We start from the raw sequence: 26,051 nt of genomic DNA, 5'->3' as shown, positions 1-26,051 counted from the left end.
TGAATGTCCTACTTTGCAGGATGAAGAAAATCGTTTTGCGCACACTGGCGGCCTTGCTGGTCGTTGTGGTCGTTTTGGTAGTGAACACCGTTTGGTTTAAGCCCTTTTTCATTCGGGCTTTCTATGAAAAGGTGTTTGCCCAAGTCGCCTTCGACTCGCCGGAGATGCTCTCGTCGCTGCGGCTGGTTGAAGGCCTCGGCATGCAGGGCCACAACCAGAAGTTGGACGACGCCTCCGATGCCAAAGACACCGAAACGCTGGCCCGCCTGCGCGAGGACTTGGCCACGCTGCACCGCTACGACACCACCGGCCTGCGGGGCCAGGACCGTCTCAACTACCGGGTACTCGATTGGTACATGACCAACGCGGCGGCGGGCGAGGCATTCCGCTACAACAATTACCCCGTCAACCAGATGTTTGGGGTGCAGAATGAGTTTCCGGCTTTCATGGCCAACGTGCACCAGGTGCGCAACCGCCGCGACGCCGACTACTACAACCAGCGGCTGGCGGCGATGAAAGTCAAGTTTGCGCAGGTGCTGGAGGGGCTGAAAATCCGGGAGCAGCGCGGGGTAGTGCCGCCCACGTTCGTCATCGACAAGGTGCTGGCCGAAATGTCGGGCCTAGTGGCGCAGCAGCCGGAACAGAGCATTCTGTACACCTCGCTGGCCGAAAAGCTGAAAAAAGCTGACGGCCTGGACGCGGCGGCGCAGGCCGAGGTGCTGGCCGAAACCAAGCGCCAGATTCAGGGCAGCGTGTACCCGGCCTACCAACGGTTGATAACCTACTTCACGGCCCTGCGCCCCCGCTCCACCAACGACGCCGGGGTGTGGAAATTCCCTAATGGCAAGGCCTTCTATGCCCACTGCCTGCGTAGCAGCACCACCACCAACTTCAGCGCTGCGCAGATTCACCAACTGGGCTTGCAGGAAGTAGCGCGCATCACGGCCGAAATGCGGACCATTTTGCAGGCCCAGCGCGTGCCCGGCGCCGACAGCGTGGGGCCCACCATGGCCCGGCTGGGCGAGGAAGCGCGGTTCACGTACCCCGATACCGAAGCAGGACGCACGCAGATTCTGGCCGACTACAAAACCATTCTGGCCGAAGTAGACCGGGGCCTGAGCAGTGCCTTCCGCATTCGGCCTAAGGCCGAGCTGGAGGTGCAACGCGTGCCCGAGTTCAAGCAGAAAACCTCGGCTGGCGCCTACTACGATAGGCCTGCCCTCGACGGTTCCCGGCCCGGCGTGTTCTTCGCTAACCTCTACGATGTGAAGGCCACCCCCAAATTTGGCATGCGCACGCTGGCTTACCACGAGGGCATACCGGGGCACCACTTCCAAATAGGCGTGGCGCAGGAACTCAAAGGACTGCCCACGTTTCGAACCCTGATTCCCTTCACGGCTTACAGCGAAGGCTGGGCCCTGTACGCCGAACGAGTGGCCGCGGAGCTGGGCTTTGAGCAAGACCCGTACGACAAGCTGGGCGGCTTGCGGGCCGAGTTGTTTCGCGCGGCCCGGCTCGTAGTCGACACCGGCCTGCACGACCAGCGCTGGACCCGCGAGCAAGCCATTCGCTACCTGCGCCAAACCACCGGCATGGCCGAAACCGACGTGACCGCCGAGGTGGAGCGCTACATCGTGATGCCCGGCCAGGCCTGCGCCTACAAAGTGGGCATGCTGAAGATGCTGGAATTGCGCGAGCGGGCCAAGCAGCAGCTTGGGAGTAAATTCGACCTGCGCGACTTCCACGACGTGGTGCTGCAGAATGGGGCGCTGCCGTTGGAGGTATTGGAGCAAGTGGTGGACGAATACATTGTCGCTCAAAAAGCCAGCGCATAGCCCGCCCACCCGGCCAGAAGCTTCGCGGAACCATTGCCCCGGTGCCAGCACACCCGGGCGATGGTTCCTTTTTTTAACCAATTTATTTGGCCAAAAAGCCAGTAGATTTGGGATAGAAACTGGCGGCTGTGACGTTGAGTGAGCGGGCCAGTTCCGGCTTTTTGTCTGTACTTCGGGCGCAGTTTCCGCGCCGGCCGCTTCCTGTCGGAAGCCGCCGCTTGCTTCGCTTTTATCAATTCCCTGCATGATTGCCTACCTCGACGGTAAACTCGCTTACAAAGACGCCACCCAGGCCATTGTTGACATCCTGGGCGTGGGCTACGAAGTCCGGATTTCGCTCGCCACCTACTCCAAGCTGCCGGCGGAGGGCGCGGCCACCAAAATTTACACCTACCAGCACATCAAGGAAGACGGGCAAACGCTCTACGGCTTTCTCGACCCCAGCGAAAAGGCGCTGTTTATGCAGCTGATTTCGGTGTCGGGCATCGGGCCGGGCACGGGCATTGTGATGGTGAGCAGCATGAGCGTGGGCGAAATCCGCGAGGCCATCGTGAACGAGAACGTGCGCGCCATCCAGAGCATCAAAGGCGTGGGCCCCAAGACGGCCCAACGGGTGATACTGGAGCTAAAGGACAAAATGCGCAAAGACGAACTGCTGGCCAAGGCCGGCGTGGACACCGTGCCCTTGGCCCGCCAGCACAATACCCGCCGCTCCGAAGCGTTGCAAGCCCTGGTGACCCTGGGCTTTGCGCGGGCTGCCGCCGAAAAGCAACTCGACCAGATTCAGCACAAGCACGGCGGGGAGCTGACCGTGGAGGAATTGATTAAATTTGCTTTGAAGTCGCATTAAGCCGCGGCGCCGCTTTTTTGATGCGCGCCGTCGCAATGGTTCTGCTTGGGCGCTCGGTCCCGATTACTTGCCTTCTATATAATGCCGGACCCGCCGCACGCTGTCGGGGCCGCGCCACTATCCACTTATCTGCTTGAAATTCGGTCAGAATCTACTTCCTGCGTCGGTTGTTGCAGTTGCGTCTTTGCTCACGTGGTGGTCCCAGGCCACCCCATTGGCTAGCGCCCGCCTCACCAACGCGTGGCTACGGGCCAGCCACGTGCTGGCGGCCGATACTCCGGAGCCCGTGGGCGCGGTAGTGGATACCACGGGACCGTACACGCCCAGCCGCCGGCCCCGGGTGCGGGCCCAGGACCGGCCGGGTAACCCGTTCGGGCCACGCCGCCGCGAATCGCCGCTGATTCTGCCCTTGCCCAGCAACGTGAAGCTGGACGTGACGGTTGACGACAGCCTGAAACAGTTCGACGTGAAGGAGAAAGTCGGCACCGACATTGACTACCGCGACCCCAGCGTGCTCAGCTACGAGCAATACGAGGAGTTCCAGCGCCGGGAGGCCGTGCGCGAGTACTACCGTCAGAAAGCCAAGGGCGGCGTAACCGGGCCCGCGGCGGCGGCGGGCACGCCCCAGGCCCAGCGCCTCATCCCCAAAATTTACCTCGGTCCGATAGCCAACCGTATTTTCGGCGGCAGCTACGTCGATATCCGGCCCGCGGGCTCGGTTTCGCTCAAGTTTGGCGGGCGATACAACAAAAACGAGAACCCAGCCCTGACCCTGCGCCAGCAGAGCGTGGGCGACTTTCTGTTCGAGCAGAACATCAACGTCAACCTGACCGGCGCCATCGGCACCAAGCTCAAGCTGGTGTTCAACTACGACACCAAAGCCTCGTTCGACTTCGACAACCAAATGAAGTTCGACTACGCGGGCGAGGAAACGGACATCATTCAGAAAGTCGACCTCGGCAACGTGAGCCTGCCCCTGACCAACTCGCTGGTGCAGGGCGGGCAGAACCTGTTCGGCATCAAAACCCAGCTGCAGTTCGGCAAGCTGGGCGTGACGGCCGTGGCCGCCACCGTGCGCGGCACCGCCGACGAGGTGCGCATTCAGAACGGCGCCCAGAGCCGGCAGTACGAAATCAAGGCCAGCCAATACGAGCGGGACCGGCACTTTTTCCTGTCCCAGTTTTTCCGGGAACGGTACGACCAGGCCCTGCGCAACCTGCCCACCATCCAGAGCGGCGTGACCATCACGCGCCTGGAAGTGTACGTGACCAACGACAACCGCACCACCGAAAACCTGCGCAACGTGGTGACGCTGATGGACCTGGCCGAGCCCTTGCGCCTCTACCAAGACAAGTACCGCAATGGCAGCCCAACCCCGCGCGTGCCGGCGGCTAACGAGGCCAACCTGCTCTATCAGCGGATTATTGCCGGCGGCCCATCGGCCCGAGACAATCTGGGCGTCGATAACTTCCTGCAGATAACCGAGGGCCTGGCCAAGAACATCGACTTTGAGCGGGTGCGGGCTCGAAAACTCGACCCGCGCGAATTCACGTTCAACCCGCAGCTGGGCTACGTGTCGCTGAACACGGCCTTGCTGCCCGACCAAGTGCTGGGCGTGAGCTTCCAGTACCTCTACAACGGCACGACCTACCAAGTAGGCGAAACCCAGGACGAGTACGGCAACCGGAAACAGGACGACGTGGTGTTCCTGAAAATGCTGCGGGCCAGCAACCCCGGCGTGGGCGTGGCCGACCCCAGCCGCAACCCGCAGAACCCAAACCTGCGCACCCTCAACACGCCGACCTGGGATTTGATGATGAAAAACATCTATCCCCTGAACGCCTCGCAGCTGCAGCGCGACAATTTCCAGCTGCAGATTGTATACAAGGACGACGAAACCGGGGTCGACTTGATTTCGCTGAAAGAGGGCATCAAAATCGCCAACCGGCCGATTATCGAGGTGCTGAACCTCGACAACGTGAACCCCAACAACGACCGCAACCCGGACGGCAACTTCGACTTTTTTCCCGGCGTCACCATTGACCCGGAGTTGGGCAAAATCATCTTCCCGAACGTGGAGCCGTTCGGCTCCTACCTGCGCACGCAGTTCGACCCCAGCGAAACCGAGCTGATTGACAAGTACGTGTATTCGGAGCTGTACAATCAGACCCAGAGCGACGCCCAGCAACGGCAGGAAAAAGACAAGTTTTTCCTGCGCGGGCGCTTCCAGGGCGGGGCCGGCTCCGACGAAATCAACCTGCCCGGCATTGGCATTGCGCAGGGTTCGGTGCGGGTGCGCTCGGGCTCTACTTTGCTCACCGAGGGCGTCGATTACCAAGTGTTTTACGACCAGGCTAAGGTGAAAATCCTGAACCCGGCCTACCTGAATTCGGCCAACGAGCTGCGGGTGGAATTTGAAAAAAATGCCCTAGTGCAGGTGCAGCCGCGCCGGCTGGTGGGCGTGCGCCTCGACTACCGCCTGAACAAGGACGTGAATATTGGCGGCACGGCGCTGCACTTGCTCGAGAACCAAGCCCCGGGCATCAACCGCGTAAACATTGGCGACGAGCCGGGCAACAACACCATTGTCGGGATTGATGGCAGCATTCGGAAAGACAGCCGGGTGCTCACCAAGTACCTCGACATGCTGCCTTTTGTGTCGACTAAGGAGATTTCCACCATTTCCTTCGGCGGTGAGTTTGCCAAGCTGCTGCCGGGCCGCTCGCAGCTCGGCAACGGCGAAAACGGGGTGTCGTACATCGACGACTTTGAGAATGCTCGCACGCCCTACACGTTGGGCGGTCTGGCTTCTATTCCGGCGTGGCGGCTGGCCTCGACGCCGCTGCCCGTGGGCGGCAGCACGGCGGTGGGCTTGCCCTTCAACTACCAGCGCGCCCGGCTGGCTTGGTACACCGTGGACCAGAGCTACTACACCGGCGGCCCCAACGTGCCCGGCAACATCGGCGCGGCCGACCTGACGAACCACTACATCCGCGGCATTAAGCGCGACGAGGTATTCCCGAATAAGGACTTGGGCGCCACGGGAAACGGGTACGAGTACACGTTCGACATGGCGTACTACCCCGGCGAGCGTGGCCCTTACAATTACAACCCGAACATCGACGCAGCCGGAAAGAATTTTACGGCCGCAGAGCGGCCCCAGGATAAGTTCGGCGGCATCAGCCGGGCAATCACCTTCGATACCGACTTTGACAACGCCAACGTCGAATACCTCGAGTTTTGGATGATGGACCCCTTCCTGAAGGTGACCAACCCCAGCGCGCCCGACGCGCGGGTGAACGTGACCGACCAGGACGGCAATGACGTGGCAAATACCACCGGCGGCGACCTGGTCATCAACCTCGGCAACGTGAGCGAGGAATTGCTGCGCGACAACAACCAGCACGAGTTCGAAAACGGCCTGCCTACTACCGACGACCCTTTGGAAATTGCCGAAAACAGCACCCCTACGGTGTGGGGCCGGGTCACGCGGCAGCAGTTTCTCACAGATGCTTTTAACGCCTCGCCCGGCGCCCGGCAGCGCCAGGACGTGGGCCTTGATGGCGTGAACGACGCCGCCGAAAAAGTACAACCACAGTTCGGGGCACCATTCACTGCCCTGCCCGACCCTTCGGCCGACAACTTCCGCCATCACCTCGACCCGAGCTACGACCAGAGCAACACCAAGCTGCTGGGCCGCTACAAAAACTACAACGGCTACGAAGGCAACTCTGCCGAAAACAGCCAGCTCAGCTCCACCGCTTTCCCCGACAAGGAAGATTTGAACCGCGACAACGTGGTGCAGGAAGTGGAGCGCTACTACGAATACCGCATGTCGCTGCGCCCCAGCACCGTGCCCGGCGGCGGGCTGGAAGTAGGCCAGAACTTCATCATAGATAAAGTAACGAATAAGGACGAGCGCACCAGCGGCGACGTAGTGACGTGGTACCAGTTCCGCATTCCAATTCGGGAGGGCTACACCGTGCGCGGCGCGTCGCAGGAGTTCGGCTTCAAGAACATCCGCTTCCTGCGCATGTACATGACCGGCTGGCAGCAGCCCGTGGTGGTGCGCCTGGTGCAGCCGCAGTTTGTGGCCAACCAGTGGCGCCGCTTCCTCTACCGCATTGTGGATGCCCGCCAAGGCACCCAGCCACCTGTGGGCCAGCTCACCGATGCCGATGCGTTCAGCGTTTCGACGGTGAGCATTGAGGAAAACGGCTTGGCGGCGACGGGAGTCACCGGCAAAATTCCCTACCTGTCGCCCCCCGGTATTTTGCGCGATAAGGAGTATGGCAGCACGAGTACCTCGCGCCTGCAAAACGAGCAGAGCCTGCGCCTGTCCGTCACCAACCTGCGCGACGGCTACGCCAAGGCAGCCTACAAAAATCTGAGTATTAATATGCTGCGCTACAAGCGCCTGCGCCTGTTCCTGCACGGCGACAGCGAAGACGAGAGCCTGAATAATGGCGACGTGCAGGCCTTCATCCGCATCGGTACCGACTACACGCAGAACTACTACCAGTATTCGCTCCCGCTGGCCATCACCCCGCCCAAAGCCGCAACGGCCGACGAAGTTTGGCCGGCCGCCAACCGCATCGATATTTCCTTTCAGGATTTCATCGACGCCAAATCCGAGCGCAACAAGCGGACGCCGGTTAATTTCCAAGTGCCCTATACCAAAACGCTGCCCAACGGCGCCACCATTACTGTGGTGGGCAACCCCGATTTTTCGGCGGTGCAGGGCGTGATGATAGGCATGCTGAACCCCACGGCCGACATCAACAACGGGAATACGAATGCGATTTCGGCCAATCTGTGGGCCGATGAGTTCCGGGTGTTTGACTTCGAGCAGCAGGACGGTTTTGCCGCCACGGCCCGCCTCAACGTGAAAATGGCCGACCTGGCCAACATCACCGCCACGGGCAGCTATACCAGTGTGGGCTTCGGCGGCTTGCAGGACAAAGTGCAGCAGCGCTCCCTCGACGACGCTTTCCGGGGCGACTTGCAGGCCACCGTGGCGGCAGAGAAGTTCCTGCCCGAGCAGTTCCAGCTGCGCGTGCCGGTGCTGCTGCAAATCGGCCACGAGAGCCGCACGCCCCTCTACGACCCCCTGGACCCCGATACCAAGCTGAGCCAAAGCCTGGAGAAATTCACCGACGCCAACGGCGACCTCAACCGCACGGCCCAGGCCGAGTACCGCAAGGAAGTCATCGACCAAACCACCAGCCGCAGCATTTCGGTGCTGAATGTGCGCAAGGAGCGCGGCCCCGGCAAGCCCGGAGCGGCCCCCGTCACGCCCAAGCCCTGGGACATTGAGAACGTGGCCCTGAGTTATTCCCTCACCGACCGCCTGCACACCGACATCCGCACCGACCGCGACTACACCAAAGCCTATACCGGCGCCGTGGCCTACGTGTATCAAACTACGCCCAAGAACTACACGCCGCTGAGCAAGATTAAGGCCCTGGACAATCCGTATCTGAAGATTTTTCAGGAGGTGAACTTCACGCCATTGCCGTCGCGCTTCTCGTTCCGGACCGACATCGACCGGCGCTACAACGAGCGGTTTCTGCAGCGCATTCTGGAGCCGGGCACGGTGCCCAGCTCGGCGGGCATCGCGCCGGTTATTCAGAAGTCGTTTTTCATCAGCCGGATTTACGACCTGAAATGGGACCTGACCAAAAGCCTGATTTTTGACTATACCGCCAACAACCGCGGCGTGGTGGACGAAGGCCGGGGCCGCACCATCGGCGTCAGCGACGAAGCCATCCGCAACCGCGACCTGCTCAAGGATAACCTGCTGCGGGGCGGCCGCACCACCAACTTCAACCAAGTGGCTGCCCTCACGTACCGGCTGCCGCTCGACAAGTTTCCGCTTACCGACTGGATAAGTGCCGACACCCGCTATTCGGCCAGCTACACTTGGCAGGCGGCGTCGGCCTCGTTGCGGGCGCCCCTGTTTCCCGTGCCCACCGGCGACGAGGCGCGGGACACCCTCACCACCGAGCTACGCCTGGGCAACACCGTTCAGAACAACGCCGAAATCAGCGCCAACGGCCGCATCGATTTGGTGAAGCTTTACAACAAAGTGAAGTTTCTCAATATCATCAACAACGCACCGCCGCCCACGGCACGGCCCAAAAAAGACGCTTCGGCGCAGGCGAAACCCGGGCAGCCGGGCGAGGTCTCGGCCGCTGACACCACGCGCGAAACCAATCGGTTTGTGAAAGCCGTGCTCCGCTCGCTGATGACGGCGCGGTCGCTCAACTTCACCTACGTGCGCACCAACGGCACGCTGCTACCTGGCTACCTGCCCAAAACCCACCTCTTTGGCCTCGACAACGACCTGACGGCGCCGGGCCTGCCCTTCATTTTGGGCCGGCAGTACGAGCTGCCCGACTTGTACAACCGCGCTATTAGCAACGGTTGGTACACCCAGAGCAGCGAGTACTTGAATACCCCGCTGAGCTCTTTGCTCACCGAAACCCTCACGCTCCGCACCGCCCTGGAGCCGTTCCGTGGCTTCAACATTCAGGTAGACGCCCGCCGGCAGCTGGCCCGCAACAAGGAGGTGTATTACCGCAATTTGCTGGACGAAGCAACCCTGGAGGTGGTACCCGACCCCTCAAATCCGGGCCGCTTCCTGCAGGCGCCCAGCCCGTTGCTCGGCACCGGTTCCTTCCAAACCTCTACCGTTACCATTCAAACCCTGTTTGGTGATTTGGGGGCCAACGGCGAGACGTCCAAAGCCTTCGACCGCTTCGTGCGCAACCGCGCCTTCGTGCGCCAACGCCTGGCCACGGCCAACCCCTCGCCGGGGTCCAATCCGGAAGTCGGCTACGGCTTCAACTCGCAGGAAGTGCTGGTGCAAAGTTTCATTGATGCCTACCACGGCCGGTCGTCGGATGGGTACGAGGCCGAGAAGTTCAATCCCTTCGACAAGCTGCCGTTGCCCAACTGGCGCGTCGACTACAACGGGTTTGCTGATTTGCCTTTCGTCAAACAGTACTTCACCTCCTTCACGCTCAACCACGCGTATTCGTCTACCTACAGCGTGGGGAGCTACACCACCTCCACGCTCTATGAGCCCACTTTTAACCCCGAAACCCAGTTCCCGACCCTGACCAATACCGCCGGGCAGTTTCTGCCTTACTACGTGGTGGGGCAGGTGAGCATCATCGAGCGTTTGTCGCCGCTCATCGGCATCAATTTCCAGACCGTGAGCCGGGCCACCGGCCGCCTCGAGTACCGCACCGACCGCGCCGTGGTGCTGAACACCACCAACTCGCAGGTGACTGAGCTGTACACCAACGAAATCGTGGTGGGCCTCGGTTATGCTACCAACAGCCTGCGGCTTCCCTTCAAGGTAGGCGGCGAGCAGCGCGTGCTGCGCAACAACCTCACCGCCCGCCTCGACCTGAGCATTCGCGACAACATCACCGTACAGCGCAGCATCCTCGATGTGGTGGATTTTGGCGACCCCCAAAACCCGAACCCCTCCGAAGGCCGCCCCGAAGGCCAGGTGACCAACGGCTCGAAAACCTTCCAGCTGCGGCCCACCATCGACTACCTGCTCAATACCCGGCTCAACTTGCAGCTGTACTACAGCCAGACCATCAGTACGCCGCGCATCAGCAACGCCTTCCGCAACTCCACCACCGAGGGCGGGGTGCAGCTCCGCTACAGCCTCACGCAATAGCGGCCGCCCGCAAAGAGGGGGGTAATTGCAAAGAAGCTCGGGCAAGGTTGCTTCTGGTTTAAAGAATTCGGGCTAAGCAGCCTTCCCCAAGCAAGTATTGCCTAATTTTGGTCTGGCTACCAATCCACCACCTTACCCAACCAACCCTTGCTTATGAACCTGCCCGCCACGCTGCATTATACCAAAGACCACGAATGGATTCGCGTTGAAGGCGATGTTGCCTACGTCGGCATCACCGACCACGCTCAGAAAGAGCTTGGCGACATTGTTTATGTTGACATCGATACGCTGGACAAGGAAGTAGCCCAGCACGACGTGTTTGGCACCGTGGAAGCTGTGAAGACGGTTTCGGACCTCTTCAGCCCCATCACCGGCACCGTGCTGGAAGTAAACGCCAAGCTGGCCGACTCGCCCGAAACCGTGAACTCCGACCCCTACGGCGACGGCTGGATGGTGAAAATTTCCATCGCCAAGCCCGAAGAGCTCGAAGAGCTGCTGTCGGCCGAAACCTACGGCGAACTGGTTGGCGTGTAAAGCCCCAATTCCTGCTTTCGCTTGTGCGCCGTGATGCCAGACCTCTCTCCTCACAAGCCTAAGCCGGGGCAGCCAGTGCTGCGCCCTTACGCGGCGTTGCCCCTGTTATGGGCCGCCATTGTGCTGGTGCTCACGCTCACGCCCGCCCAAGACATGCCACGCACGCCCGCTTGGGAGCTGTTGTCGTTCGACACAGCGGCCCACGCGGGCGTGTTTGTTGTTTTGGCTGGCCTCAGTTGGGTTTCTTTTTCACGGCAGCGTCGGTGGCCCCATGTGGCCCGGCACGCGGGGCTGGTAGTGCTGGTGGGCACCATTCTCTTTGGTGGGCTGATTGAAATTCTGCAACACACCATGGGCCTGGGCCGGCACGGTGACTGGACCGACTTGCTCAGCGACGCCATTGGCGCCGCCGTGGCTGTCGGCTTGGCCTCCGCCTGGGCTTGGGGTCGTAAGCGCCGGGAACGGGTGCTGGCGCCAGTGGTGTGGGCGGGCTTGGTAGGCGCTACCCTTGGGTTGAGCACCATGCCACTGCCCGGCCACGCGCAGGATATGCCGCGGGTGCGCCGCACCATTGAGAAGCTAGGGTCGCCCGCCCTGCACGGCCGGGGCTACGTGAAGCAAGGTGAACGCAAAGCAGCCGATTACTTGCGCAAGCGCTTAAAAAAACTGAAGCTGGAGCCGTTGGCGCCTGATTATACCCAGCCGTTTACGCTGGATGTAAACACGTTTCCGGGGAAAATGCGGCTATCAGTTACGCATAAGAGCGGGTCAAATAAGTCTATTATATATGAATTAATACCGGGCCATGATTTTATTGCCGCACCTGAATCTAAAGCGGCATCGCTACTGGACTCAGGTATTGCAATACTTTTTGATACGCTGTGTTTTAGCTCCTTAAGCGAACGGCAGGCTCTGCAGACACAGGTTCGCCGTTTAATGGCTAAAGATGCTGAAGGTTCGTTTCTCGTTGTCGCTGCTCGCGACGAGAAACGGTTAACTTCTCTACCCGTCACCGTTCGCCAAACCTTGGACTCATTGCCAAACCGTATAGTGTTGCGTCCTAGACTTACTGCTTCACTTGCTTCATTTCAGGCTGCGGGTGTTCGCATCGAAGCGCTGGATGAATCTGCTGTGTGGTATCCTCAAAATGAAATTATTGCGCTCCAAATTGACGCTCAACTCCAGCGCAACTACCAAACCCAGAACCTCGCGGCCATCATCCGCGGCACCGCGCAGCCCGATTCCTTCCTCGTGGTTACTGCCCATTACGACCACCTCGGCCTGATGGGCAAAAAGGTTTACTTCCCCGGGGCCAACGACAACGCCAGCGGCGTGGCTATGCTCCTGGAACTCGCCGCGCACTATGCCCGTCCCGAAAACCGACCGGCGTATTCGGTCGTTTTCCTGCTTTTCGGGGCCGAAGAGGCTGGCTTAGTCGGTTCGAGCTACTTCGTGGCCCATCCGCTGGTGCCGCTCAAACGCATCAAGTTTTTGGTGAATCTGGACCTGCTGGGCACCGGCGAGCAAGGCGCCACGGTGGTAAACGGCCGCGTGCTGGAATCTCCTTTTCGCCGCTTGGTGGCCCTCAACGAGGCGCACCGCTACCTGCCGCAGCTGGCCGCACGCGGCCGCGCCGCCAATTCCGACCATTTTCCCTTTTCCGAAGCCGGGGTACCGGCGTTTTTTATCTACACCCGGGGCGGGAGCGCCGCCTACCACGACGCGAACGACCAACCGGCGGCGTTGTCCCTGGTAGGCTTTACTGGGGCTTTTGGGCTGGTACGGGACTTTCTCAACGACCTCGGCGCGGCGAAATAAGGCGCATAAAAAAGCCTCCGCATTCAGTGCGGAGGCTTTTTTATAAGCAAAACCAGCGGGTTAGCTTAGCCTTTGGATTTCAGCGACAGCATGATTTGCTTGGCGATGGGCTCCCACTCGGGCTTCTGGCGGTCGGCGCAGTTGAAGGTGCAAATCATCAGTTTGCCTTCAACATCGGTGAAGAACACCAGCGTGTACACTTCATGGCCCATTTCCGGCTTCATGAATTCCAAGTAGCCAACCTTGCGGTTGTTGATGTTTTTGATGCCGTCACCAAACCAGGTAGCGTCTTTGTACTGCTTGTGGTAGGTCTTGCCAAACGACGCGGCGTAGATGTCAACCATGTCCTGGTCGGCATCGTTGTCGCTGTAGTTGAAGGCGAGGCTAATGAGGTTGTTGTTCGTGAAAATCACGCTCGGACGGCTCTGGGCCTTGGCGTAATTGAAGTCCATCTGCTGTTCGGTCATTACCTCGAAGCCCTTGGGAATCAAGATTTCAACCCGCTCACTGAGCACGCGCTTTTTTACCAGCTCTATTTCAGACGCCGGGTGGGCAGCCGTCAGCATTAATCCAAGAATACAGAGTAGAAATGTAAGTTTCATGCTAATGAGGATAAGGGGGTGAGTAACTAAAAAGCTATTTGATAAACCCAAGTTAGATACAATAATTAAGTATCCAACTTTCGGGTTACAAATATTGCGATTTATTTTTAAACGGTCCGAGTTAAGCCAGCCGATTCAGCAATAACTACCTAAGATTCGACCGGTTGAGAAAGTTAAATCGAACATGTTTTTACACTTCAAAACTCCTGCCAAAATGCTTTACGCAGTTGATAGTGGATGGGAAACAACGGCAAAATCCAATATCAGATTGTTTTTTTGCTCAAATTGCATCCCGAAGGGTTTGGCCAGGGGTAACGAAAGAGTTCAATAATAGACTTTTAAAGAATATTATTTAGCTGCTCTTTAATTTTCTCTAATTCTTCCTTCATGCCCACCACGAGGTGCTGCACAGTAGCATCGTTGGCCTTGGAACCGATGGTGTTGATTTCGCGGCCAATTTCCTGGGCCAGAAAACCGAGCTTTTTACCTACGGCCTCATCGGGCTGATGGATTGCTTGCTCGAAGTATGCCAAGTGGGCGGCCAGGCGCACTTTCTCCTCGGCAATGTCCAGCTTCTCGATGTAGTAGAGCACTTCCTGTTCGAAGCGGGTGGCGTTGAACTGCTCGTGGCTGGTGAGCTCGGCCAGGTGGCCGGCCAGGCGCTGGCGCACGTGCTCGATGCGCGCGGGGTCGTGCGCCTCCACGGCTGCCAGCTGCTGGCGAATGGTGGCGATGTAGCTCAGGATTTCGATGGTGAGGGTGGTGCCCTCGTCCTGCCGGAACTGCTGCATGGCGGCCAGGGCCTCGGTGAGCAGCGGCTGCAGCTCGGGCCAGGTGATTTCTTCGGCCGCGGGCTCGGCGTCGCGCACTTCGGAGGCGCTGGGGATTACGCCCGGCAGGCGCAGGGCGGCCAACAGGGTATCTTCCCCGGTGGGCAGGCCCAGGCTTTGGGCAATTCCTTTCAGCTCCTGGAAGGCAGCAATTAAGGCCTCTTTGTTGAGCGTGGCGGCGGCGCGGGCGGCCGCGGGGCGCACAAAATCTAAGTTCAGGTTGACTTTGCCGCGCAGCAACGCTTTGGCTACGGCGTTGCGGATTTCCAACTCGTGCGGCATGAGGAAGCGCGGCAGGCGCAACGTCAGGTCGAACGTTTTGGAGTTGACGGACCGGAGTTCCACGGCGGCGGTGTAGGTATCGGTTTCGCGGTGGGCCTGGCCGTAGCCGGTCATGGAAAGAAGCATCTGCGGGGGAGGGGGCTGGTTGAGGCCACAAAGAAACGACCGAAGCGGCGCGGGCGCTTGGCCGAACCATCATGCTCTGTGGCAGCGAGGGAAGCTGCGGCAGCGTGGCGCTCGAGAGCGCTGCCGCAAAGCGTCGAAACGCGGTTTGCCTGCAGGGCAGGTTTTTTGAAAAAAGCCGCAAAAGTAGGGGTTGTCTTTCCGTTCTGGAACGCCTGAGAACCTCCGTAACAATAGCATAATTCACTGGCTATGTTGCCGTAATAGGCCCCCGGTAATTTTGTGGCGTGAAACCAACTACTCGTTTTATGCGCCTCACCCTACTGGGCTTTTTAGTATTGTGGCTGAATACGTTGGCTTTTGGCCAACAGGGCACCCTGGCGGGAAAAGTGACCGATAAAAAGGCTGGCGAAGGTGTAATTGGGGCCACGGTGCTTGTCACCGGCACCACCCAGGCAGCCCCCGTGAATGTGGACGGCAGCTACACGCTGCCGCTCGACCCCGGCACCTACAACATCACGATGACCTACGTGGGCTACCAGCCGCTCACCTTCCCCGGCATTGTGATAACCAGCGGCCAAACCACCACCCTCAACGGCGTGATGGAGGAAAGCGCCACCAGCCTCACCGAAGTGACCGTGACCGGCGTGAAGCAAACCGGCACCGAAGTTGCCCTGATACAGGACCTGAAACGGAGCGAAGTGGTGGTGAGCGGCATGAGCAACGACCAGATTGTGAAATCGCTGGACCGCGACGCGGCCGAAGTCGTGAAACGCATTCCGGGCGTGACAGTGCAGAGCAACAATTTTATTGTGATTCGCGGCCTGGCCGAGCGCTACAACACGGTGCTGCTGAACGACGCCCTCACGCCCTCGGCCGAAGTGGACACTCGTTCTTTCTCCTTCGATATTCTGCCCAGCTCGGTGATTGACCGTGTGTTGATTTTCAAGTCGGGCTCGCCCGAGTTGCCGGGCGAAATGGGCGGTGGCGTGGTGAAAGTGTACACCAAGAACAGCGTGCTGGAAAATGCCACCACGGCCAGCGTTTCGGGCTGGTACCGTAGCGGCACCACCTTCAACGACTACCTGAGCAGCGCACGCTCCGGCACCGACGCCCTGGGCTTCGACGACGGCAAGCGACAGTTGCCCACCGGTGGTTCCGAAAACGAAATCGCGCCCAAGCTGGCCAACACCTGGTTTCCGCGGAGCGTAACCGCGCGGCCCGACGTGCGGCTGTCGTTGGGCCTGAACCGCAAATTCGAGATTGGGTCCAAGTACCTCAGCAACGTCACTTCGCTGTCGTACTCCAACACCCAGGAGCGCTACGACGTGACCCGCAAGCGGGTGGAGCTTTACCAGCAGGCCCCCGAATTGATGAACCTGCGCAGCGACTACAACGACAACCGCTCCCTGGCCACCACCCGGCTGGGCATTATCCACAACTGGCAGGTGCGGCTGAACGACCGCAACCGGATTGATTTTCGCAACTTCCTGAACCAGTACGGCACCGACGAGGTAATTCACCGCACCGGCGTATTCTACCCCCAGGACCAGGAACGCGACGAGTACGCTACACACTACCAAAGCCGCACCATTTACTCGGGCCAGCTGCAGGGGCAGCACACCGTGGGCAGCACCGGCCACACCAGCCTGACTTGGTCGGGCGGCTACAACTACGTGTTCCGGGACGAGCCGGACTACCGCCGCTACCAGGGCCAGCGGGCCCGTGGCACCAACGACCCCTTTCTGGTGCAAGTGCCGCTGGCCAATGCCCCCAACCAGCTCGACGCCTCCCGTTTTTATTCGGACTTGAAGGAAAATACCTACATGCTGAGCGGGCAATGGGAGCGCCGGTTTAACGGCCGCGACACCACCAGCGTGAACCAATACAAGCTGCGGGTGGGCTTCTACGCCGAGCAAAAAGCCCGGTCCTTGAACAACGACTACTTCTCCTATACTCAAGACCGCGACACCGACCCCGCGCTGCTCGCGCTGCCCATCGACCGCATTTTCGACCCGGCCAACGTGGGGCCAACCGGCTTCAAGTTTGAGCGGGCCACCCGGCCCGAGGACCGCTACAATGCCGAAAACGACTTGGTGGCCGGCTACGTGGGCGTGGTGGCGCCACTCACCGAAAAGCTCAACGTATCGGGCGGTGTGCGCCTTGAGTACAACCGCAAGTACCTCATCAGCGGCAACGACCTGGCCTACGAGGAAAAACGGTTTATTCCGATGCCTTCGCTCAACTCGACGTTCAATTTCAACGACCGGTCCTTGCTGCGCCTCGCCGGCAGCGTGACCGTGAACCGGCCAGAGTTTCGGGAAGTGGCGCCCTACATTTTCTACGACTTCAGCACCGGCACGGCCGTGACGGGCAACACGGGCCTGAAAACGGCTTCCATTTACAACGCCGACCTGCGCTACGAGTTTTACCCCTCGCGCTCGGAGCTGATTTCGGTGGGCGTGTTCTACAAGCACTTCCGCAACGCCATCGAGCAAACCATATTGGCCCAAGGCGGTGAAGCCATCAACGTGTCGTACCAAAACTCGCCGACGGCCTATGATTACGGCGTGGAGCTGGAAGCGCGCAAAAGCCTGGTGGGCCTGAGCCAAAGCGCTTTTCTGCAACGCCTGAACTTCGTGGTTAATGCCTCGCTCATCAAAAGCGAAGTGACGCTGGGCAACGACCAGCGGCAAATCACGAACCGGCCGCTGCAAGGCCAGTCGCCGTACGTGGTGAACGTGGGCACCTTCTACCAGGACGACGAGCATCACTGGCAGGTGTCGGCGCAGTACAACGTGGTGGGGCCGCGCATTGTGCTGGTGGGCGACCGCAGCGACAACTTCTCGGTGATTGACCGCCAGCGTCACATCGTGGATTTGTCGGTGACCAAGACCGTGGGCCAGCACTTAGAAATTAAAGCCGGTATTCAGGACTTGCTTAACCAGCCCGTGCGCCAGAGCTGGGACCTGAACCGCGACAACAAAATCAACCGCGGCACCCTGGAGGAAAGCACCCACTTCGGCAGCTACAAGCGCGGCCAATATTCGACGCTGGGCCTGACTTATCGCTTCTAGGCCTGGGCCCGGAAGCAACAATAAGATAACACGTAATCAATTGAATGGTAACGCCTGGCCCTTGGGTCAGGCGTTGTTGCTTCGGTCCTTTGTGGGACCAAACATCACGTATTAATTCCCTTGGTTGCTATGAAAAAGTTTATACTGTCTGCTCTGTTGGCGGTGGCCGCCGTGGCCGCTACCCGCACCGAAGCACTGGCCCAAACAGCCTGCCCGACTTCTGTGGCTCCCATCAGCGTACCGGCCGGGGTGCTGACCGGAAACATTACCTGGTCCAACACCAACATTTACCTCATCAATGGCAACGTGGTGGTGGGCCCTGGCGCTGTGCTCACCATTCAGCCCGGCACCATCATCAAAGGCGACCGCAACAGCAACGGCACGCTCATCGTGGCCCGCGGCGGGCGGCTCGAAGCCAACGGCACCGCCACGCAGCCCATTGTGTTCACCTCCAACCAGCCGGCCGGCTCGCGGGCCCGCGGCGACTGGGGCGGCATCATCATGCTGGGCCGCTCGCAGGAGAACGTGGCCGGCGACCCGCTCATCGAAGGCGTGGCGGGCTATAACTACGGCCCGGGTTTCGTGAGCGGCACCACCGGCGCCGAAAATGCGCCGGTGCTCACCGATAACTCCGGCACGCTACGCTACGTCCGCATCGAGTTTCCCGGCATTCTCATTTCGACGGGCAACGAAATCAACGGCCTGACGCTGGGCGGGGTCGGTTCGGGCACCACCATCGACCACGTGCAGGTTTCCTTTTCCGGCGACGACTCGTTTGAGTGGTTCGGCGGCACCGTGAACGCCAAGCACCTGATTTCCTACGGCGCCCTCGACGACGACTTCGACTCCGACAACGGCTTCGCTGGCAACGTGCAGTTCGGCCTAGCGCTACGCGACCCTTCGGCGGCCGACGTCTCGGATGCCAACGGCTTCGAGTCCGACAACGACCGCAACGGCTCCAACGCCACGCCCCAAACGGCGCCGGTGTTCTCCAACATGAGCTTGTTCCTGCCCTCGGCCGGTGCCGGCCAAACCTTTGCCGAGCGCCACCGCCGCGGCGCGCACATCCGCCGCAACTCGGCGCTGTCGCTGCTCAATTCCGTGATTGCGGGCCCCTACGCGCCGCTGCTCAACATCGACGCCGCGGCCGCTACCGGCGGCGGGTTCATCACCCCCAACTCGGAAACCCAGGCCACTAACGGGAACCTGGTGCTCAAAAACAACGTGTTTGCCATTGGCGGCACGCGTGCCAGCGGCTCCACGCTCACGCCCAGCAATTTCAGCGTAACCACTGGCAGCACTTTTGATTTGGCGGGCTTTGTGAACGACGCGAGTCGTGCCAACCTCACCACCACGCTGGCAAACCTGAACCTGAATCCGGACAACTTTGGCCTCGTGGACCTGGCATCGGCTGGCAACTGCGGCTTTGCGGTCAACTGCATGCCCGACTTTAGCTTGCCGGCGGCTTCGCCGCTCGTGGCTGGCGCTTCCTTCACCGATGCCAAGGTCAGCAGTGCTTTCTTCGATAACGTGGCTTACCGGGGCGCATTCGGCCCCGCTGGCACCCCAAACTGGGCGGCCGGCTGGAGCAATTTCAACCCCCAAATCACGTGCTACAACCGCCCGGGCCTCACGCTGGGCAACCGCGAAGTGGTAGCCGCTCCCCTGCAGGCGCTCACCGTATCGCCGAACCCCACCGAAGGTGCCGCCGCTACCTTGGGCTTCGAGGTGAAAACCACCACCACCGCCACGGTGCGCATCGTTGACATGCTCGGCCGCGAAAAGGCCACCATCCTCAATGCGGGCAAGCTGGGTGCCGGCCCGCACAGCCTGGTCCTCCCCAGCAACCTGGCTCCGGGCGTGTACCTGGCCACCGTTACCACCAGCGACGCCGTGCAGTCGGTGCGCTTCGTGGTAACGCAGTAAAGCCACGAGGAGCGACAATAAATAGCGGAACGCCTTATTTCTGTGATTAGGTAAAAGCCTGCCCTCTCCAAGGGGCAGGCTTTTTCTATGGCGGCGAACCGTCGCCGTACTTTGTGCCAAATCCCACTTTCTCATTTTTCTTTCCTCATTGCAAGCGCCCCGCGTTTTGATGCTGCCCAAGTGGTATCCCAACCGCTACGACGACCAGGACGGCGACTTTGTGGGGCGCCACGTGGCCGCCATCGCGGCATTTGGGGGCGTGGAAGTGGCCGTGCTTTTTGCCGCCGTGGCCCGCGGCCCATTGCCCAGCCTGATTGATGCAGAAGAAGATTTTAGCGGGGCCTGGCCCACGTTGCGCTACTACTACCGCGCCGCACCCACCGGCCTCCCGCTACTCGACAAGCCGCTGAAACTGCTGCTCTACTTCTGGTGCCTGCTGCGCGGCTACCGCCGCATTTGCCGCCACTGGGGCAAGCGGCCCGCCTTGGTGCACGTGCACGTGCTGCTGCGCACGGGTGTATTTGCCTGGGCGCTACGTGCCATGCAAAACATCCCGTTTCTCATCACCGAACATTGGACGGCCTACCTGCCAGGCCGTGCCGAAAACCTCACCTGGGTGCGTCGCCGGCTGACGCGGGCCGTGGTGCGGCGCGCGGCGGCGCTGCACACCGTGTCGGACAACCTGCGTACCGCCTTGGCCGCCTTAGGCGCAGTCAATAACCGAACGGTAGTTATACCAAACGTGGTAGATACGGCCCTTTTTCATCCTCCGGCGCATCCGGCATGGGCGGCAAGCCGGCCGGTGCTGCTGCACGTGGCCGCCTTCAACGAAGCCGCCAAGAACCTGGGCGGGCTATTGCGGGTAGTGGCCGGCTTGCGCACCCAGATTCCCGGACTCCGGCTGCGCATCGGCGGCTACGGGCCCGACGAAGCGCACGTGCGTGCCCAAGCCGCCCAATTGGGGCTGCTGGCAGACGGCACCGTCGTCTTTCTGGGCAAGCTCACTCATGCCGAAGTCGCCGAAGAAATGCGCCAAGCGGCGTGCTTCGTGCTGTTCTCAAATTTCGAAAACCTACCCTGTGTGCTGGTCGAAGCCCAGGCCAGCGGCCTGCCAGCAGTGGCCACCAAGGTGGGCGGCGTACCGGAGCTGCTGCCCGCTGATGGCCGCTTCGGGGAGTTGGTAGCGGCCGGCGACGAAGCCGCGCTGGCCACTGCCCTCCAAACCGTGCTAGCCACCACCTACAGCGCCACCGCCTTACGGGCCAATGCCGAAGCGCGGTTTAGCGTGCCAGCGGTTGGGGCGGCGTTTCGGGCGCTGTATCAGCAGGTGTTGGGGCGGCAGGGGTAGGTGTGGTCCGAGCTTTGGCGGCGTCATTCAAACGCAGCATTTTCTGTTGTTTCGGCCCCGGTGCCGACCTTGCGGCCTGCCATGATAAAACGCATTCTCCAACACTTCGCGGCTCGGGTGCTCACGGCGGGGCTGAGCTTCGTGGTGGTGTGGCTCACGGCGCGGTACCTGGGGGCGACGGGGCGCGGGCAAGTCAGCTTGTTTTTCACCGATATGTCGGGGTTGGTGCTGCTGGCCGGGCTGGTGGGCGGTTCGTCGCTTATCTACCTGGTGCCGCGGCGCAACGCCTGGCACCTGCTGCTGCCGGCTTATGGCTGGGCGGTGGTGGTGAGTGTTTTGGGCGCGACCGCAGTGGGTCTTTTGCGGCCCGCCGGCCTAGTCTACACCCTGCATTTGGGAGGGGTGACGCTGGTGCAGGTGCTGCTTTCCATCAATTTGTTCCTGTTGCTGGGCCGGCAGCGCGAGCGGACCTACAATGTGCTCATGACCGCGCAGGCCGCGCTCCTGGCTGGGGCGCTGGCATTGGCGTTTGGCCCGGGGCAGTGGCTCAGCATCACGGCGTATTACTACGCCAACTACGTGGCCTACGGCCTGCCGTGGCTCATCAGCACGGGCCTGCTGCTGCGGCTGCCCGATGCCTGGGACCGCCGCCGTCCGCGCCGCCGCGCCGCCGCCCGCGAGCTGGCCCGCCACAGCCGCGGCGCCCACCTGTCCAACTTGCTCACGTTTGCCAACTACCGCTTCGGCTACTACGCCGTGGCGTATCTGGCCGATGCCCGGTCGCTGGGCATTCTGTCGGTGGGCGTGGCCCTGGCCGAGGCCATTTGGCTGATTCCGCGGAGCACGGCCCTTATTCACTACGTGGCCCTGGTGAACGCGGCCGACAAGCGCGGCCAGACCTACGCGGCCCTGCGGGGCAGCCGGCTCACGCTCCTGGCCACGGCGGCGGCTGTGCTGGTGCTGGCAGCCGTGCCCGCGGCGTGGCTAGCGGCCGTCTTCGGCGCTGAGTTTGGGGCGGCGCACGCCGTCATTCTCGCCTTGGCGCCCGGCATTCTCATCAACGGAGCAGGCATGCAGGCCAGTACTTATTTCAGCGGCATGGCCCGCTATGGCGTCAACAACCGCGCGGCCTTGCTGGGCCTATTTGTGGCCGTGCCCACGAGCTTGGTGCTGGTGCCGCGCTTGGGCATGGTGGGCGCAGCATTGGGCATGTCGGCCTCGTACGCGGCCAGCGCCACGTACCTGCTCTGGCAGTATCAGCGGGCAATCCACGCCGACTGGCGCGATTTGGTGCCCGGCTGGGCCGATGTGCGCGGGCTGCTGCGGCGCGGGAGCAGGACCGAAGCGCTGGAAGCCGACCAATCCGAGTCGCTGCCGGCCCGGCCTTAGCCGTTAGCGGCGCACTTCTACCCAGCCTTTCACGCGGCGGTCGTCGGCATCGCGCAGCAGGTAGTAGTAAATGCCGTTGGGTACGCCCTTGGCATCCCAGTTGTTCTGGTAGTCATTGGTTTGGTACACCCGTTGGCCCCAGCGCGAAAACACTTCCAACGACGCCGGGCGGCAGCTGAAACGGGGCCGGAAGGTTTGGTTCAGCTCGTCGTTGTTGGGCGTAATGATGTTGGGCACAAATACGTCGCCAACCACCACGGGCGCAAAGCCGGTGAGGACTTCGCAGTTGCCGTAGCGGGCCGTGAGGGTAACCTTATAGGTGCCGGGTTGCTGGTAGGTGTGAGTGGGTGTGGCCTCGCTGCTGGTGGGGGTGCCATCGCCGAAATTCCACAAGTACACGGCTTTGGAATACAGCAGCACGGGCGTCAGCACAATCTTAAAAGGGGCGAGGCCCGTGTACTGCGGCGCGGCGGCGCACACGGGCAGGTTCAGGCCCACGTCTTGGGCCGAGGTGGGCGCCAGTATCACCCGCTGCGTGGCGGCCGCCTGGCAGGCGCCATCTACCACCGTGTAAGTGATGGGGAAAACCCCGCCCCGGTTGTTGGTGTCGGGCGGCGTGAAAAAGCCCGTGGCCGAAACCCCGGTGCCGCTCCACGCCCCGCCCGCCGGCGAGCCGTGCAGCTGAAACGGCTGGCGCAGGTCGGCGCAAAGCGTGGTGTCGAGCCCCACGCTGACTGCGGGCGGCCGGCCCACCACCACCTGCTGGGTGATAACGCCGCAGCCCAGCGAATCGGAAATGGCATAGGTAAGCGTGTGCGTGCCCGCCCCGGCTGCGGCGGGATTGAAGCGCCCGCCCGACACGCCGGGCCCGCTGAATGCGCCCCCAGCCGGGGTCGCGCTGAGGGTAAGGATGGGCATGGTGGTACACTGGGGTGGCACCGGGGCAAACGCCGGTACCACGGCCGGCGCCACCAAGTAGCGCACGGCGCGCGTGCTTTGGCAGGTGCCCGTGGCCTGCACCGTGTAGTTGATAAGGTACTGCCCGGCGCCCACCGCCGACGGCACAAATTGGTAACCGCCGCCCGGTAGCGCCTCCACGCCCGGCCCGCTCCACACGCCGCCCGCCGGGCTGCCGCTCAGGCTGATGTTGCCGTCGTCCACGCACACGTAGCGGCGCGGGCCGGGGTCGGCCTGCACCACCTCGAAGTTGATTTTGAAGGCGGCGTTGTTGCAGTTGGCGCTGCCGTTGCGGGTGGAGTAGCTGCCCGCGCCCGGCGGCACCGGAAAGCCTTGCGTGCCGCTGCAGCTGGCGCACACGGCCTGGTACACCACGCCGCGCTTGTCAAAGCGCGAGGTGCCGCCGTCCACGTGCTCGCCCCGGCCGCCTTGCTGGCCATAGAAAGTGCCGTATTCGAGGCTGGTCATACCGGCGGCAAATTGGGCCAGGTAGAAGTCGCTGCCGTCGGTGGTGCCCTGCATGGCGTTGCCGGTCACGGGCAGGCCGGCGGTGTTGCCGCCCAGCCAAGCGTTGTTGGTGTTACCGCCCCAGCCGCTGATGTAAACCCGTTCGCAGTCATCGACGAGGAAGGCGGTGGGCACCAGGTTGGGGCCGCCGCGGGGCCCGGCGCGGTTGCCAAACACGGTGTTGTAAATGCTAGCCATCAGGTCGGGGTCGAGCTTTTGAATAAACTGCGTGCCGCCCACGTCCCCAAATAGCCCGTCGGGGATATCAACCTGCCCCAGCGTTTGCCCGAATAAATAGGGGTGGCCCGCGGCATCAAGCTGCAAAAAATAAGCTTGGTCGTACGAGTCCGTGCCAATAAAAGTGGCGCGTTCGAGCGTCCGTCCGTCGGGGCTGATGCGGGCAGCAAAGCCGTCGGTGCCGCCCCCGGGCGCATCCGCAAGGTAGGCGCCGGTCGTGGTGGGGAAATTGGCGGAGGTGGTGCCGCCGCACACATACACCCGGCCCTGCCCGTCGCGTTGCACAGAATAAGCCGCGTCGGCGCCGGTGCCGCCCAGAAAACCGGTCCACACGGCCGCGTCCAGGGCCGGCGTCAGCTTGCTCACCAACGCATCGGCCGGGCCGCCCCGGTACGTGGGGTTGAACCCCCGGGTCAGGCCCATCAAATTAGCGGAGCTGGTGGCCGCGGCGATGTACACGTTGCCGGCGCCGTCCAGCAGCACGTCGCTGCGAAACGCGTCGCCGTAGTTAGCCCCGATGGCCCGCGGCTGGGCCACCACGCCGTCGTTGCCCGCCCCGCCGAAGTAGGTGCTGGCCAGCAGCGCGCTGCCCGTGGCGTTGAGGCGGGTGATGACGAGGTCGGACCCGTTGGGCATGAGGTAGGGCGCCTGCCCCGAGCCAAACGGGTCGAGGGCGGTGCCGCCGCCAAACCGAGACTGCATTGCCCCGGCGGTGGTTGGGTAATTTATGGACGACGTGCTGCCCAAAATCACCAGCTCATTCTGCCCGTTTACCACCAGGCTGTGCGGAAAATCGGCCTCGTTCCCGCCCAGGTAAGTGGCCCACACCCGCGATGCCGGCCCGGTGAGCTGGGTGTTGTACTTGATAATGGCCATGTCGACCACGCTGCTGAAACTGGTGCGGTAGGCGCCCGGCGTGGCCGGAAACGTCCCGCCCGAGTTGAACACAATGCCGCCCGAGTACATATTGCCCGCGTTGTCGTAGGTAGCCGTAAAGCCCCAGTTGTCGGCCGTCGAGCCGGTGAGGGTCGAAAACTGCACCGTGGGGTCAATGGTCAGGGCGCGAGACTTGTCGTAGGGTCCCAGGGCAAAGGTGATGGTGCGGCCCGTGAGTACATAGCGGCAGGCCACGGCTTGCGGCCGGCCCGCGGCGTCGAGCTGCCAGGCCTTGGGAGCCAGCTCGGTGGTGGTGCTCACCGTGGTGCTGATGACGAGGTTGCCGGCGGCGTTCAGCGCCAGGTCGCGGGCGCCGTCGTAGCGCAGGGCCACGCGGGCGGGGTTGGCGCGGGGCGCCAGCAGCACGTCGTATTCCAGGTGCTGGGTGGCGTTTTCGTAGAGGGTGAGGTCGATGCCGGGCCAGAGCTCGGTGTAGCGCAGGCGCCGGAACGCGCCCACATGGCTGGCCCAGCGGGTGGCGTCGGCGCCCACAAAATAGTTGCGCTCGCCGGCCGTGGGCCCTTCGGCGCTGAGACGCACCTGCGGGTTGGCCCGCTCAAAGTGCACGGTGTAGGCGTGGGCTGCAATATCGGCGGTGGCGGCGCCTGCGTTAGCGCCGGCTGGCCGCGCCCGGGCGCCCTCGTGGTGCTGGCTGAGCGTGGCCGGGTCCAAAAAGGTGTACGTCAAGGCATCGGCCTGCACAAAGAGCCGGCCGGCGGGCAGCGCCGCCTGGTAGCGCACGCGGCGGTCCCACTGTCCTTTGTTCTGAATAAACTCAAGGCTGGCCGCCGTCGGCTCCGAGGCTGCCGCATGCGCCGCCGTGGCCAGCAAGGTGAACACGGGCAGCATCGCCACGAAGCATCGGCAGATAGCGCGGAAAAGTGGATTCATATATAACGACTAAGGCAGAATAGGGTAGGAGAACAATTCGGGGGAGACGCTAGGGGGCGGGTGAATTCTGACGGCTAAAAACGAGGGGCCGAAGTAGCCGCCCCAGCGCGGAGTAGCCTAGGAATCCAATCAACGCCGCGGGCATAAAAATCTGCTGTGGCGCCAGTGCCTAAAGATAAATAAACTCTGCGCTCGCGGCAGCCTTGCGCC

12 protein-coding genes are annotated in these 26,051 nt (G+C 61.8%); 9 read left to right on the top strand and 3 right to left on the bottom strand.

Annotation, left to right across the window (positions count from 1 at the left end):
• Window positions 1–20 precede the first annotated feature (20 nt).
• The 5 genes from I2I05_RS14330 (at window position 21) to I2I05_RS14310 (ending at window position 12,736) form a co-directional block, all read left to right on the top strand.
• Window positions 21–1,835, top strand: a complete 1,815-nt coding sequence (locus I2I05_RS14330) for a DUF885 domain-containing protein (protein ID WP_196282956.1) — start codon at window positions 21–23, stop codon at window positions 1,833–1,835.
• Window positions 1,836–2,079: 244 nt separating this feature from the next.
• Complete coding sequence (gene ruvA, locus I2I05_RS14325; protein ID WP_196282955.1) at window positions 2,080–2,685, top strand: Holliday junction branch migration protein RuvA; 606 nt, start codon at window positions 2,080–2,082, stop codon at window positions 2,683–2,685.
• Between the two features lie 133 nt (window positions 2,686–2,818).
• Window positions 2,819–10,384: a T9SS outer membrane translocon Sov/SprA gene (sov, locus tag I2I05_RS14320; protein ID WP_230688343.1), complete on the top strand. Its 7,566-nt coding sequence runs from the start codon at window positions 2,819–2,821 to the stop codon at window positions 10,382–10,384.
• Between the two features lie 153 nt (window positions 10,385–10,537).
• Entirely contained in the window at window positions 10,538–10,918 is a 381-nt protein-coding gene (gene gcvH, locus I2I05_RS14315) for a glycine cleavage system protein GcvH (protein ID WP_196282954.1), read from the top strand.
• 33 nt (window positions 10,919–10,951) lie between these two features.
• Window positions 10,952–12,736 (top strand): VanZ family protein, encoded by a 1,785-nt coding sequence (locus I2I05_RS14310; protein WP_230688353.1) that lies wholly within the window; start codon window positions 10,952–10,954, stop codon window positions 12,734–12,736.
• A gap of 65 nt (window positions 12,737–12,801) precedes the next feature.
• Here the strand turns inward: I2I05_RS14310 and I2I05_RS14305 are convergent, their stop codons facing one another.
• Together I2I05_RS14305 and I2I05_RS14300 are read right to left on the bottom strand one after the other, a co-directional pair.
• The gene (locus I2I05_RS14305; RefSeq protein WP_196282952.1) at window positions 12,802–13,338 is read right to left on the bottom strand and encodes a hypothetical protein; all 537 of its coding nucleotides are present in this window, start codon (window positions 13,336–13,338) and stop codon (window positions 12,802–12,804) included.
• Window positions 13,339–13,676: 338 nt separating this feature from the next.
• A complete protein-coding gene (locus tag I2I05_RS14300; protein ID WP_196282951.1) occupies window positions 13,677–14,576 on the bottom strand; it encodes a YicC/YloC family endoribonuclease in 900 nt (299 codons plus the stop codon).
• A 305-nt stretch (window positions 14,577–14,881) separates the two neighbouring features.
• On the opposite strand from I2I05_RS14300, the gene I2I05_RS14295 reads away from it, so the two are divergent.
• The 4 genes from I2I05_RS14295 (at window position 14,882) to I2I05_RS14280 (ending at window position 22,313) form a co-directional block, all read left to right on the top strand.
• Window positions 14,882–17,650, top strand: coding sequence for a TonB-dependent receptor (locus I2I05_RS14295; RefSeq protein ID WP_196282950.1), 2,769 nt, complete (start codon window positions 14,882–14,884; stop codon window positions 17,648–17,650).
• A gap of 129 nt (window positions 17,651–17,779) precedes the next feature.
• Window positions 17,780–19,576 (top strand): T9SS type A sorting domain-containing protein, encoded by a 1,797-nt coding sequence (locus I2I05_RS14290; protein WP_196282949.1) that lies wholly within the window; start codon window positions 17,780–17,782, stop codon window positions 19,574–19,576.
• A gap of 148 nt (window positions 19,577–19,724) precedes the next feature.
• Window positions 19,725–20,924, top strand: coding sequence for a glycosyltransferase (locus I2I05_RS14285; RefSeq protein WP_196282948.1), 1,200 nt, complete (start codon window positions 19,725–19,727; stop codon window positions 20,922–20,924).
• Between the two features lie 81 nt (window positions 20,925–21,005).
• Window positions 21,006–22,313 carry a lipopolysaccharide biosynthesis protein gene (locus I2I05_RS14280; protein WP_196282947.1) on the top strand — a complete coding sequence of 436 codons (1,308 nt, stop codon included), beginning with the start codon at window positions 21,006–21,008 and terminating at the stop codon, window positions 22,311–22,313.
• Window positions 22,314–22,316: 3 nt separating this feature from the next.
• On the opposite strand, the gene I2I05_RS14275 is transcribed toward I2I05_RS14280, so the two are convergent.
• The gene (locus I2I05_RS14275) at window positions 22,317–25,841 is read right to left on the bottom strand and encodes a DUF7948 domain-containing protein (RefSeq protein WP_196282946.1); all 3,525 of its coding nucleotides are present in this window, start codon (window positions 25,839–25,841) and stop codon (window positions 22,317–22,319) included.
• Window positions 25,842–26,051 lie beyond the last annotated feature (210 nt).

This window comes from Hymenobacter jeongseonensis, assembly GCF_015694725.1.
In the GTDB taxonomy this organism is placed as follows: Bacteria; Bacteroidota; Bacteroidia; order Cytophagales; family Hymenobacteraceae; genus Hymenobacter; species Hymenobacter jeongseonensis.
This window is presented reverse-complemented; position numbering and strand designations above follow the sequence as displayed.